Raw genomic sequence first — 13,800 nt, 5'->3', positions numbered from 1 at the left:
AGGAGGATAATAAAATGAGTGAACTTAAGGATGCTGTAAACTGGCAGAATGCACAGAAACTTGGGGACATTTTGCCTGATGTATGGAAAGAGCTGCAAGTGAAGGTTGATCGCATGATGGAGCAAATTGGGGACAAATCCCCCCATGTTGCGAATGATGACGGTATCTATGATGATATGCGGTTCGATTGGTGGACGTCAGGTTTCTGGCCAGGAATTCTTTGGATTATGCATGAAATGACAGGCAAAGAACACTACAAGGAAGCAGCTTGGGAGTGGGATGGCAAGTTCGAGCAAAAAAGTATTCAAGATAATAATTTTCATCATGACGTCGGTTTTCAATATTTGCCGACTGCGGTCATTAAACATAAGTTAACGGGTGATAAGGATGGATTGCGTCGGGGGTTGCAAGCAGCTAATTTCCTGGCAGGCCGATTTAACATTGCAGGTAACTTCCTTCGCGCGTGGAACCAAGATAAGTTAGGTTGGTCGATCGTCGATTCCACGATGAATCTGTCCATTTTATTCTGGGCGGCCGAGACTACAGGGGATCCGAGATTTGAAAATATCGGAAGAGCACATGCCGATACGGTTGTTCAGAAGTTCATCCGGGAAGATGGCTCCGTGAACCATATCTTGAGCTTTGACCCGAAGACGGGCGAGTTAATTGAATCGCTTGGCGGTCAAGGTGCTGGCCCGCAATCGGCTTGGAGCCGAGGCGCAGCGTGGGCCTTGCACGGATTGGTGAATGTGTATCGTTTCACGGGAGACACACAGTATTTAAAAGCAGCTCAACGTGTGGCGAATTACTTCCTGGCGTGTCTCCCAGAAGATTACGTGGCACACTGGGATTTCCGTGCAGATGCTTCGCTGGATAACGAGCCAAGAGATACATCGGCCGCTTCTTGCGCGGCTTCTGGATTGATTGACCTTGCAGCTTTCCTGCCAGCCAACGAAGGTGCGATGTATCTCCGAGCAGCAGAACGGATGCTGCTGTCACTTACGGTGAATTACGGTACGTGGGATACGCCTGAACACCAAGCGATTCTACGCGAGGGAACAGGAAATAAACCTGCTGGCCAGAATGTGAACGTATCGCTCATCTATGGCGATTACTATTACGTTGAAGCGCTTGCTAAGCTGCAGGGCTGGAGGCAGCGAATATTCTAGGATAGCGAAAAGGAGCTAAGCGGTGTCGCGCTTAGCTCCTTTTTTACGAAATTACTAGGCACGCCGCCCATGCTGCAAGCGTGTGCGCGGTTCGTTTGCTGTAACGCCTAATTTGGGCGTTACAGCTGACGAATTGGGGAAGGTGAGCGCGTTCGACCGTCTGTAAGGCCCAATTGGGGCCTTACAGGATAGCGTGTGCGCAGATCGTGTGCTGTAACGCCTAATTTGGGCGTTACAGGTGACGGTTTGCGAAGGTGAACGCGTTCGGGCTTCTGTAAGGCCCAATTGGGGCCTTACAGGATAGCGTGTGCGCGGATCGTGTGTTGTAACGCCTAATTTGGGCGTTACAGGTGACGGTTTGCGAAGGTGAGCGCGTTCGACCGACCGTCTGTAAGGCCCAATTGGGGCCTTACAGGATAGTCTGTGCGCGGATCGTGTGATGTAACGCCAATTTCGGGCGTTACAGGTCACGGCTTTCCGAAAGTGTGTGCGGCGGCGGATCGTGGGCTTACACCCGCGCGCGCGAAGTCTTCCTCTTCCAGCTTGATTTCACTCCACATGACTCAGCTTGCGATACTCCGCGGGAGTCAGGTTTGTAGCTTTCTTAAATGTGCGATGAAAGTGGGACATATGATTAAACCCAGTAAGGTAGGAGATGTCTTCGATGCGCTCATCCGTTTCTTTGAGCAGTTTCATGGCTTCTTCCAGCCGAATGTCATTCACATATTCGACAAAGGAGCGGCCCTTCAATATTTTAAACATCGTGCTGAAATAGGTAGGCGACATAGCTGCTTTGGAGGCAACCTCTTGCAAATGAAGCTCAGAGTTGTAGTTCAATTTAATAAAATCCAAGGCTTTTTCGAAATATTTACGATTAGCTTGAACGTGCTTGTTTTCAGTCGTTTTCTCTACATAAGCCGCGTATTCGCGACCAGCTACAACTAGGAGCTTCTGCAAATTTAATTTAATGATGAGTGTAAACCCATCCTTACGTTCTTGCAGCTCCCGTATCATTTCAGCTATCAGACGTTCCGTATCTAGTTGCACCTCATGGCTCAGATTCAACTTGGGAAGCAACCGATCGTTCAAGGCAACAAAAGGCTGGATGAAAGCGAAATCGACAAAACTGGTCATATCCGTGAGTCCTTGTAAACTATGATCAAGTAAGAAAGGCATGAAATCAATATGGGCAATTTCCGTGTGTTTATTGGGAATCAGCTCAATTTGATGCTCGAAATTGGGTGGAATGGAAAACAAGTCGCCTTTAATTAGTGTAGCTGTTTTGCCATTTACTTTATGCAGACATGTTCCTTTCATGACATAGCAGATCTGAAAATATTCATGAGAATGAGGGATGCTGCCACTAAGAACCTCATTGTTTTTGATATCTATTTTAAAAGGAAATGCATCGTCCATAAACGCCTTGTACGGATAAAAGGGCATGACATCAGCCACCTTTCGAGAGCGATAAGCAAGCGCAGGCTTTGCATGCTCACATTATCATTGATCTTTCGAATATTTGTCAATAACCTTACCTCACTCAAGCATAAAGAAAAAAGCAGTAGTTCTGGCGTTCACCACCAGTCTGCTGCTTCTTCTTTGTTAGGCTAAAACTCCTTTTACATACGCCATATAAGCTGGCAAGGATACTTCGGGCTCATCTAGCAGATCCGGATACCATTTTTTCTCGAATTCAAGTGATAACCAGCCATCATAGTGATTCCTTTTCAAAATATGTATCATTTCTGCCACGGGGACATCACCTTCTCCGATCAGACAAAGCTCATGACCGAGTGGTAAAATTTTGGCATCTTTGACATGCGTGTGTTTGATATAGGGAGCTAATTCTCTATACGTGACTTCAGGGTCTTCTTTATTAAAATAAGGATGGCCGAAATCCCACAATAGACCAAGCGCGCTGCTTGCTGCTCCCGTCAGAATTTCCTGAACGATTTGGTAGTTGTTAATATCACCATGTGTCTCGAGCAAGACGGTAACTTGTTTACCTTCCGCATATTGCCCTAGCTCTGTCAGGGCACCGCTAATGCGTTTGACAACCTCAGTTCTTGAATCAGTTTGAGGCAAAAGATCTCCGAATACACGAATATAAGGGACTTTCAATTGTACCGCGAGATCGATATAGTCCTTCCCTTCTTGAATGGCTTGCGATACCTTATCGGGATCATGAAAGGAGGATGACGCATCCAGACAGCAAATTTCTAGACCTGAGCGTTCAATGTCAATGAGCGTTTGTTCTATGTTTTCAGGAAGGAAAGGTTGTGCCTTGGGTAAGTACATCTCACCATCAATGCCTCGAAGTTCAATCCCATCGTAGCCCATGCGTTTGGCTTCACTTAAGGTATGTGTCCAACTCCAGTTGGGTGTAGCTAAGGTTTGGAATGCAATTTTCATATCAATACCTCCGTAGTTTCATTACCTGCCCCTTCAGAGTAACAAGAAGCGAACGGACTGAACATGCAGTATTTTAAGAATGACTTGCACTATTTTCAAATAATGAGATGAATCGAAAAATAGGGCATAAAAAGACGAAGATAATGCATAGGTGGGGGCAATTCGAAGCGATACAATGAGGCAGAGATCATAAAATTATACTCGTAGAGGGAGATTCATGCCATGAGCGCAGCAACGAAATTGAAAGTAGGCATTGTTGGACTTGGAGCCATTGGTGGAGGCGTGCATGTTCCTATTCTCAAAGGATTGGATAGGGTTGAAGTCGTTGGTGTTTGCGATATCGTCAAGGAGAAAGCAGACCAATATGGGGCAGAGTTACAAACACAAGCCTATTACCATGTCGTGGATTTATTCGATGAATCTGGGCTAGAAGCGATAATCATCGCCGTGCCACACTACGATCATACCGCGATTGCCATAGAAGCTTTCGAGAGAGGTATTCATGTGCTTTGTGAAAAGCCTATCGCTGTTCATGTCAATGATGCGAAGGCTATCATCGCTGCCTATGAGAAAGCCAAAGCGAAGCAGCCTGATCTTATTTTCGGCATCATGTTCCAAGAAAGAACGCTGCCGTTTCATCGTAAACTGAAGGAGATCGTTGCCAGCGGGGAATTAGGCAGATTGATGCGTGTTACGTGGGTGAACACCAAGTGGTTTCGCTCGCAGCTCTACTTCGATAGTGGTGATTGGCGCGCAACGTGGGCTGGTGAAGGAGGAGGCATCCTGACGAATCAGTGTCCGCATAATTTGGATTTGTACCAATGGCTGTTTGGCATGCCATCTCATGTTCATGGCTTCGCACATATTGGCAAGTATCATAACATTGAAGTTGAGGATGAAGTGACCGCTTATTTCGAGCATGAGAATGGCATGATCGGTCATTTCATCGTGACAACGGCTGAGTCACCTGGAACGAACCGTATGGAAATTGTAGGTGAGTTCGGAAATTTAATTTTTGAAAATGATAAGATTATTATTAACAAAGGCAGAGCTTCGATGATCCATCACATTCAAGACACGCCGACCAAATTTGAAAATATCGAGACCTGGTATACCGAGGTTCCGGTTAAACTGAATGTTCCCCACAACCATCCCTATGTCATGGAGCGATTTATTAGCGCTATTGAGAACGGGGATGAAAGTCTGTTAATTGCACATGGTACGGAAGGTATTAACGGATTAACGCTTGCGAACAGTATCATGTTATCCTCTTTCAACAAGACGACAATCGAGCTGCCAATTGATGCGGATGCTTATGAATCTAAGCTTCAAGAGCTCATCAAGAGATCCAAATATAAAAAGAACACGGTCGCTGCTAATCTAGTAGAGGAAGATATGACAAGCTCCTTCTCTAAAGCGTAAATTTCACAGATAGCACAAATTTAAAAAAAGTGAGGGGTATTTCTCCCTCACTTTTTCGTTCTTTTTTATAGACTTTCCCTGTATTTTCCAGGAATAACGCCGGTAAGTTTTTTGAATACAGTTGTAAAATAGGTGGCATTCTCGAAACCGACCATCTCAGCGATAACAAAAATTTTCAAATCTGGTGATTTCAGTAGATCCTTGGCTTTCTCGATCCGCACCTTCGTTAAAAACTCTATGATAGTTTCATCGGTCTCCTGTTTAAAGATTTGACACATGTAGGTTGGACTGAGAAAAACTTCTTCCGCTAATAGCTGAATGGTGACATTGTTCATATAGTGCTGATTGATGTATTGCTTAATTCGTGCAATCACTCTTTGGTTTTTACTATGATGCTTATTCTTCAGATAGAGAGCTATTTCTTCGATGAAGCTTGTCATATAGCTGCGAAGGCTATCAATATCCTTCTTGGTTTGAATGATCTGAAGGAGATCACTCGTGGACTTCCCTAAGATGGATTGGTAGGATTCATCTGCCTCCTGCAAAGGTCGTGCTAACTGAAAGACTAGTTCAGCACTGTGATGATACACATGCTCAACTTGTGTGCTGTTAGGTAAAATAACCTCATCAAACAACTTATTCATTAACGTAGTGACACCTTGGGCATCACCAAGCTTCAGCTGTTGAGTCAGCTGTTTTTCAAGCTCATGGAGCTGCAAATGGCGCTCGGATTCACCTTTGTTATGTGCAATATCATGAATCGTTACGACAGATTCTTTGCCCGTGAAAAAGGTGTGCTGCAGGGCTTCTTTCGCTTCTTGATATGAGACGCTAAGCTGTAGGACAGAACTAACCGAAGAGCCAATGCCAATGGAGGCGGATACCTTCACATATTGACGGACACAACGGACGATTTCTTCTGCAAGGTCGATATATTTGTGGCCAAGAAGCGATTTCTCGTTGAAAATAAGAATAAGTTCATTTTCCATAATATTGGTAAAAGCAAACCCGCTGGCAGCATTCGTCATAATCTCTTGAATGACGTTATGGATAGCGAAAAATAATAGCTGTTTGTTCTCTTCGTTATAGTGGGCAAGCGCATTCTCATAGTCATCGATTTGGAGTAAGCCAATCGCTGTAGCTTCTCCCTTGTAAAGAGGGATTTGGTAATAGCCGATTTTCTCGTAAATCTCCATCTCATTGCTATAATAGCGAGATAGCAGCTGGATGAGAAGCTTCTCTCGGAGGGCAGGAATACTGTCTTTCAGCTGCTTATGCAGCTTGGAATTCAGCTCCTCGCTGTCGCGTTCCCTGACAATCTTCGCTGCTACCTGGCCGAAAACTTCTTTCAATTCATGAAGTTTTACAGGCTTTAAGACATAGGCTTCAGCATGCATGCTTAGGGCTGTTTTGGCGTAATGAAAGTCTTGAACACCGCTGATAAACACAATCTTAGTCGTATTTCCTGCTTCACGGAGTTTTTGAGAAAGCTCAAGACCATCCATAATTGGCATGCGAATATCCGTACAGAGGATATCTGGCTCTAAGCTCATACATATATCGAATGCTTCTTTCCCATCCTCTGCAAGACCAACTACCTCAATGCCAAATTCGGCCCAATCTACGATGGTATGTAGACCATCTCGAATCATTTCTTCATCATCAGCAATTACCATGGTAATCATCGTATTCCTCCTTCGTAGCGCTTACAACTTATTCCGAGTTGTCCTCCACCATCAATCCATCCATCGACTTTCTTGCGGGAAGGTGAATAATGGCTGTTAATCCTTGATCCATGTTGGCTTCATAGTGTAAACCGTATTGTCCACCAAACCATTGCTTGATTCGGGTATTCACGTTGCGAATTCCGAAGGAAGCTGTTTCTTCCACTTGGGAGGAGAGGAGCTCCATAATCTTATGAACGTCGGATTGAGAACCGCTGCCATTGTCCGAGACACGTACATGAAGGTCGTTTCCGTCCAATGTTAGGCTAATCGTGAGGTGGCCTCGTCCTCGACTTGCATTGAAACCATGGATGATTGCATTTTCGATTAAGGGTTGCAAAATAAGTTTTACGGTAACAAACTGGAGTAATTCCGTTGGAGCCTCGATGGTGAAAGTTAATTTATGACTCAAGCGGATTTGCTGAATGGTCAAATAAGCTTGCATTTGATTGATTTCGTCCTCTAGAAGGATGATGGAACGACCTTTATTCAGCGTAAGTCGAAAGAAATCAGATAAGGAGGTAACCATTAAACTAATTTCAGGTACTTGCTTTTTGAGCGCCATCCAATTAATGGAATCCAAGGTGTTATATAAAAAATGAGGATTGATTTGAGCCTGCAGCGCTTCGAGCTCTGCCTTCTTCTTATTGACCTCAGATACATAGAGTTGATTGACGAGCTCTTTCATTTGTCGGATCATTTTATTAAACCTTTGAAACAAATATAAGAACTCATCATTCCGTTTATACTCAATAGAAACATTGAACAATTCAGAGTCTGTTGTAGAGATCGCGCGTACAAATTTGCGTATCGGATTCGTAATATTGTTGGATAAATAGAGAGCAAGAATGAAAGCCATCACCAAACTTACCAGGATCACAAGGATCATGACGTTTCGGAAGGAGAGAAGCTTGCCGTTCAAATCTCGCAGTGGTGAAACGGTTACAATTCGCCAGTTTAATTGCGGAATGAACTTGCTGGCGATGAGTGATTCTGTGTTTTGAATGGAGCCTAATCGCGATTGGAAATCATTAGTTCCCTTAACTGTTGTTTCTTGGATGAGATTCTGACCAATGAACGGCTGATTGACTTCGCCCATACGGGGGCCGACCATCACCTGACCCGTTTCATTTAGAATATAGACTTCGCTATGCGGGGATGGTTTTAAACTATCCATGATTTTGCCAAAATCGGCAATATTCACATCAGCGGTAATCAGTCCAGCATACGGAATCGCTAAATTATCAAGTTCATAGAGCTGCTTCGCTGTTCGTATGTAATAGCTGGGTAGACCGTCTAAATCACTGCTGCCTTGATATAGGCCAAGTACTCGAAATCGGCTTTTAAAAGGCATGGATTGATACCATCCCTGGTCTTGGACAGATTCAACACTGGACACATGGGTGATAAAAGGGAATAGATGATACTCCGGGCGATTCATTAAGAACAAATTGAGTGTGAATTTGGTTCGGCCCATATTGGTCAAACTGTAGCTGTCAAGCAAGGTATTTAATTGGGTCATCTCGTTGATAATGCCAATATCATCGCCAGGTTTATCGGAGGATAGAATACCTTGCAAGGTATTGCTTGTATAGATTTTGGTCGTAATATCGTTGATTTGTTCCAAGGTTTCTAATACATTTAATTCCATCATATTCATGCTGCGATCGATAGAATCGGTCATGTTTTCAGAAATGGTAGAGCTTGATTGTTGGTATAACGAAGTAACAATAATGGTTGATGGAATAAGCACAAGTGATAAAAAATAGATGAGCAGTCTGTTTTTAATGCTGATATTATTAAGGAAAAGCTGTTTAAGGGGGCGTGGCCACATCACGCAATCTCCTTTCTATCAAGCTTTGAATAAGGGTGGATAACCCCATTGTAAGGGAAGGTGTTTTGAAATGAAACAAAAAAAATGGTTTGTTGTTGTCGGTGTCTTTTTAGTTATAAGTATAATTCTTGCTAGTATACAGTATATTCGGTCCATGTCCAATGAGATAAACGGAGGTGGTCAACCCGTAAGTGAACGACCGAAAGAGATCATTACATTCTCCTACGCATCGTTTGGATCGGACGCCGAGATGAGACGAGTGATCGATACCTATAATCAAACAAATCCGGATCATGTGTTTGTTCAATTACTTACCATTCCCCGTGAAAATTACACAAGAACATTAAACATGCTTATGACTTCAGGCGAGGGGCCGGATCTTTTTTCCATTCACTCGGATTGGGTTGCCACTTATATGTATAAGAATTGGTTCAAGGACATAACCGGAGATCTTCCAGCAACGATGAAACAGGATTACTCGGATTGGGCATTCGAATATGGCAGTTTCAATGGCAAACAATATGTGATTCCTTACGGTCTAAGCACTGTTAGGCTTGGCTACAATAAGGAGTTGTTCCGATTGGCAGGTCTGGATGAGAATCGCCCGCCGCAAACGCTTGCGGAGTTGAAGGAAATGGCCACGATGATCGCTAAAAAGCAAATTGGCAATCAGAAGTATGGGTTTGTCTGGCCGCTTGCGGAGGAATGGTACGGTTTCATGCAAAGCATGGAGATTCCAATGACATATAGCGGAGTTTCCGTATTTAATTTCAAAGCGGGTAAGTTCGACACAACAGGTTATATCCCTTGGATGCAAACGATGTTGGACATGAAGAATAACGGCAGTTTATTCCCGGGGAATCTGACTATGAAGTATGACACGGCGCTTACGCAGTTTGCCAAGGGTAATGTAGGGATGATGCTACTTTCTAGCAGTGATGTTTACAGGCTGGAAAATGAACTCAACATCCAAACAGACTGGGGAGTGGGAATGCCGCCAGCATTGGATCAACAGAAAATTGGAGCTGGTGCCTTAATGATTGTTCCTGAGCCGGTCATTGGAATTAATAGTGCAACCTCCCACAGTGAAGCAAGCACGCGATTCTGGCAGTATCTTCATTCAGACAGCGTGATTACAAAGATGTATGAGAAGGGGATTTATTTCCCAGTGTCATCTCGTATAAGGCAAACCAAGGCAATTGACGCTGTGCAGGTCAACTCTAAGTTTATGAGTTTTCAGCCTACGACGTTGGAGTCATTTTATCCGAAACCACCTGTACTCTTGGACAGCTCAATAACGACAAGTGTTATAAATCAAGATCATTTTGGATGGAATAATCGACTCAAAGCTTACCGAGAAGTCGCATCTGGAACAGCTCCGGTTCAAGATATGCTGGTAGCAGAAACGCAACGTCTGAATGCGATGCTTCAAGGAGCCATACAAATGGGCTCCATTTCAATCCAATCGTATATCCAAGCAACTTTTGATATGAAACACCCACTAGATAAATAACCGTTGTAAAAAAACGAAGCCTGTCAATTATCGACATCCTTCGTTTTTTTTATGTCTACCTAAATATTTTTACATAAATCCTAAAATGCTTTATTTTCAAATTTGTGTAAAAAGATAGAATGTAAATATACAAAGAGAGATTGGAGTGAAGATTCAACATGACTAGACTTTCAGAACACATGAGAAATATCGTGCGCTTCCGAGTTTTATTCTTGATGATGCTGCCCGCGCTAGCCATTGTCATTTTCAACAACTATATTCCGATGTTTGGGGTAATTCTTGCTTTTAAAAATTACAATTTCACTGATGGTATTTTGCACAGTCCATGGGTAGGGTTGGAAAACTTTAAATACCTCGTACAAACCGATGTGGCGTGGACAGCAACGCGTAATACGATTGGTTTCAATGCTGTATTTATTGTGTTAAACACACTTGGAGCAGTTGCGGTATCCATTGGATTGAACGAAATTCGTGGAATGAAGCTTAAGAGGGCATTCCAGAGCACAATCCTTTTTCCTTATTTTATCTCGTATGTAGCGGTAAGTTACATCCTGTATGCCATTCTTGGGCAAGCCGGATTTATAAATTCAACGGTTTTGAAATTCTTCGGGATGGACGCCATCTCGTGGTATGCGGAAGCGGATAAATGGTTCTATATTCTACCGGTCGTCAACACTTGGAAGCACATAGGTTACTTTGCGGTCGTCTACTTGGCAGCGATCGTATCCATTGATACCGAGTATTATGAAGCTGCTTTAATTGATGGTGCTAGCAAGTTCAGACAAATGCTCCATATTACGCTGCCGATGCTTGCACCCGTTGTGATCGTTATGGTGCTGCTGCAAATTAGCCGAATATTCAATGCGGATTTCGGATTATTCTATCAGGCACCACTCAATTCAGGATCACTGCTTCCTGCTACGGAAGTTATTGATACGTTTGTCTACCGGAATTTCCTATTAAACGGTAATGTCGGTATGTCGGCTGCAGCCGGTTTCTATCAAGCGTCCGTGGGCTTTGTACTGGTGTTGTTGACGAATCTCGTTGTCAGACGTGTCAGCAAAGAAAATGCATTATTTTAGGGGGATTTGCAATGGAAGAAGTCGTTAAATCGCGTGAGATCATCAAAAGAAAATCCAAAACATATCACGCCAATGCCATGTCACCCGTTAGTTATTACGTCTTGGTGACCGTGTTGGGACTTACGAGTTTACTATGTGTGGTGCCTTTACTGTTAGTCATTTCGGTTTCGTTTTCTGCGGAAAGCAACATTTTGAGAGAAGGCTATCGATTTATTCCTGAGGTATTTTCCGTGGATGCCTATAGGTTCCTCATTGATGATTTGGATAAAATAACAACGGGTTATGGGATTTCTATTCTAGTGACAGTGGTTGGCACGTTCCTAAGTTTATTAGTTACATCCTTGTTTGCTTACCCAGTGTCACGACCGGATTTTCCTTATCGAAATCAGTTTTCTTTCATTGTCTTTTTTACCATGCTATTCGGTGGTGGGCTCGTCCCTTGGTATTTGCTTTATTCACAGGCTGGCTTGAAAAATACGCTGCTGGCGCTTATCATTCCACATCTTGTTGTTCCTTTTAATGTTATTATTATGCGTATTTTCTTCACGAATACGATACCTCATGCGCTTATAGAATCGGCCAAAATCGATGGTGCTGGCGAATTAAGGATTTATGGCAAAATTATTTTGCCGTTATCGTTGCCGGTACTTGCTACAATCGGGCTGTTTCAAATGTTATCGTATTGGAACGACTGGTACACCTCATTAATTTTTATTAACAATCCTAAGCTAGTAAGTTTACAATATTTGTTGTATAAGGTCATTAGCGATCTTAACTATATCAACTCTGGTGCTGCCAGTATTCAGGCTGTGAATGCCATTCAAAAGACACTTCCTTCTGAAACGGCAAAAATGGCCATGGCGGTCATAGGTATTGGGCCTATTATTATGGTATATCCGTTCTTACAGAAGTATTTGGTTAAGGGACTAACTGTAGGCTCTGTAAAAGGGTAACATTACTTGATTGGCTATAACCAGACCATCTGGCTAAGCATATAAAAGAACGACATTATAGGAGGGTTTATACATGAGTAATATGAAAAAGCTTAACACAATTGCTCTGGCTGTTACACTGCCAGCACTGCTTTTATCCGCTTGTTCGAAATCGGGTACAGAAACAGCAACAAAAGCACCTGCCTCTTCATCTGGAGCTACAACTGCTGCACCAGCCAAAAAATTGGAGCCACGTGAAATATCGATTTATTTCGCGGGACCTACTGCACAAAAAGATGTGGCGCTGGTTGAGGAAGAAATCAATAAAATTACGAAAGAAAAGATTAATGCTACGGTCAAAATTAATCACTTAGGCTGGGGCGATTATGCCCAAAAGACGAATCTGATGATTGCATCCGGTGAGCCATTTGATCTCATGTTTACTTCGGGTAATGATCTGAGTATCAATGTGGCCAAAGGCGCCTACGTTGCGTTGAACGATCCGGCGAATAATCTGTTGGAGAAGTACGGACAAGATATTATTAAATCGATTAATCCAAAGTATTTAACAGGTACAACAATCAAAGGCTTAAATTATGCGCTTCCTACGCAAAAAGAGATGGCATCCATGCAAGGTCTATTCTTGCGCAAGGATCTGGTAGAAAAGTATAAATTGGATCTGAAAACAGTTAAAAAACTGGAAGACTTGGAACCATTCCTACAGCAAGTAAAAGCAGGCGAGTCTGCTGATGTGATCCCGATCCAAGCAACTTCCAACTTCTTGAACTTGCTGCCATTTGAAACGATTGGCGGATTTGCAACTCCGGGTGTTATTTCCAAAACGGGTACGTCCCCTAAGGTTGTCAATCTTTTTGAAACAGAAGAAATGAAGAACCTATTTAAATTAATGTATAATTGGAACCTAAAAGGCTACTTCCAAAAAGATCCAGGCACGAACACGAATCTGAAAGCACAAACGGACGAAGGATTGGTCGCATCCAGATGGTCGCAGCTTAAACCAGGCGGAGATCTAGAGGCAAGTAACACGAGTAAAAAGCCATTAATCCAAGTGGAATTTACACAGCCTTACGTTGCATCTGCTGATCTCAACAATTCGATGCTTGCCGTTTCCAGAACGTCGAAAGATCCTGAAAGAGCGGTTATGTTCTTGAACCTGATGCATAGTGATGCTCGCATCGTCAACTTGATGGACTACGGAATTGAAGGAAAGCATTACGTGAAGGTTGCTGGCAAAGATAACGTCATCAAGACACCGGACGGCTTCGCAACTTCGAAGGATACAGGATATTTTCCTGGAAACACTTGGCAAGTAGGGAATCAGTTCTTGACTTATTTGTTCCAAAATGAAGATCCTCAGAAATGGGAGAAATTCAAAACATTCAACGCAGCGGGTGTAGCTTCTCCAATCCTCGGCTTCACTTATAATAGTGATAGCACCAAGAATGAAGAGGCAGCTTTAGCCAGTGTGTATAAATCCTATATTGATGGCCTTAGCGGTGGTGTACTTGAACCGGAGAAATATTTGGCAGAGTTCAACGATAAGCTGAAAAAAGCTGGCATGGATAAAGTTATTGCTGAGAAACAAAAGCAAGTAGATGAGTTTTTGAAAACTAAAAAGTAAGAAATAACGGAAGCAGCGTCATTACATTGTTGAGAATCACCCGATTAGGGGGAACTCACGATGTGGTGGC

At 43.1% G+C, this 13,800-nt stretch carries 10 protein-coding genes; 6 read left to right on the top strand and 4 right to left on the bottom strand.

Translation table 11 applies throughout. The features are described from left to right. Positions 1–14 precede the first annotated feature (14 nt). On the top strand, positions 15–1,169 hold the full coding sequence (locus tag HQN88_RS17910) for a glycoside hydrolase family 88 protein (RefSeq protein ID WP_173114909.1): 1,155 nt from the start codon (positions 15–17) through the stop codon (positions 1,167–1,169). Between the two features lie 549 nt (positions 1,170–1,718). Here the strand turns inward: HQN88_RS17910 and HQN88_RS17905 are convergent. Both HQN88_RS17905 and HQN88_RS17900 read right to left on the bottom strand, forming a co-directional pair. Further along, the gene (locus HQN88_RS17905; RefSeq protein WP_173114906.1) at positions 1,719–2,612 is read right to left on the bottom strand and encodes an AraC family transcriptional regulator; all 894 of its coding nucleotides are present in this window, start codon (positions 2,610–2,612) and stop codon (positions 1,719–1,721) included. Between the two features lie 159 nt (positions 2,613–2,771). Then, entirely contained in the window at positions 2,772–3,581 is an 810-nt protein-coding gene (locus tag HQN88_RS17900) for a sugar phosphate isomerase/epimerase family protein (protein WP_173114903.1), read from the bottom strand. A gap of 222 nt (positions 3,582–3,803) precedes the next feature. On the opposite strand from HQN88_RS17900, the gene HQN88_RS17895 reads away from it, so the two are divergent. Next, positions 3,804–5,003 (top strand): Gfo/Idh/MocA family protein, encoded by a 1,200-nt coding sequence (locus HQN88_RS17895; protein WP_173114900.1) that lies wholly within the window; start codon positions 3,804–3,806, stop codon positions 5,001–5,003. 65 nt (positions 5,004–5,068) lie between these two features. Here the strand turns inward: HQN88_RS17895 and HQN88_RS17890 are convergent, their stop codons facing one another. Both HQN88_RS17890 and HQN88_RS17885 read right to left on the bottom strand, forming a co-directional pair. Then, complete coding sequence (locus tag HQN88_RS17890) at positions 5,069–6,688, bottom strand: response regulator transcription factor (RefSeq protein WP_173114896.1); 1,620 nt, start codon at positions 6,686–6,688, stop codon at positions 5,069–5,071. Between the two features lie 28 nt (positions 6,689–6,716). Then, a complete protein-coding gene (locus tag HQN88_RS17885; protein ID WP_173114893.1) occupies positions 6,717–8,561 on the bottom strand; it encodes a sensor histidine kinase in 1,845 nt (614 codons plus the stop codon). Positions 8,562–8,631: 70 nt separating this feature from the next. Here HQN88_RS17885 and HQN88_RS17880 point away from each other — a divergent pair, with 70 nt between their 5' ends. From HQN88_RS17880 to HQN88_RS17865, 4 genes are all read left to right on the top strand, one after another. After that, positions 8,632–10,074, top strand: a complete 1,443-nt coding sequence (locus tag HQN88_RS17880; RefSeq protein WP_173114890.1) for an ABC transporter substrate-binding protein — start codon at positions 8,632–8,634, stop codon at positions 10,072–10,074. Positions 10,075–10,232: 158 nt separating this feature from the next. Continuing rightward, positions 10,233–11,156, top strand: coding sequence for an ABC transporter permease (locus tag HQN88_RS17875; RefSeq protein WP_246320303.1), 924 nt, complete (start codon positions 10,233–10,235; stop codon positions 11,154–11,156). 11 nt (positions 11,157–11,167) lie between these two features. Continuing rightward, on the top strand, positions 11,168–12,109 hold the full coding sequence (locus tag HQN88_RS17870) for a carbohydrate ABC transporter permease (protein WP_246320302.1): 942 nt from the start codon (positions 11,168–11,170) through the stop codon (positions 12,107–12,109). Positions 12,110–12,182: 73 nt separating this feature from the next. Next, the gene (locus HQN88_RS17865; protein WP_173114887.1) at positions 12,183–13,730 is read left to right on the top strand and encodes an ABC transporter substrate-binding protein; all 1,548 of its coding nucleotides are present in this window, start codon (positions 12,183–12,185) and stop codon (positions 13,728–13,730) included. Positions 13,731–13,800: the final 70 nt, after the last annotated feature.

The sequence above is a fragment of the Paenibacillus qinlingensis genome, from assembly GCF_013204845.1.
Taxonomy (GTDB): Bacteria; Bacillota; Bacilli; order Paenibacillales; family NBRC-103111; genus Paenibacillus_E; species Paenibacillus_E qinlingensis.
Note: the sequence above shows the minus strand (reverse complement) of the source record. Positions and strands in the feature narration are given on the sequence as shown.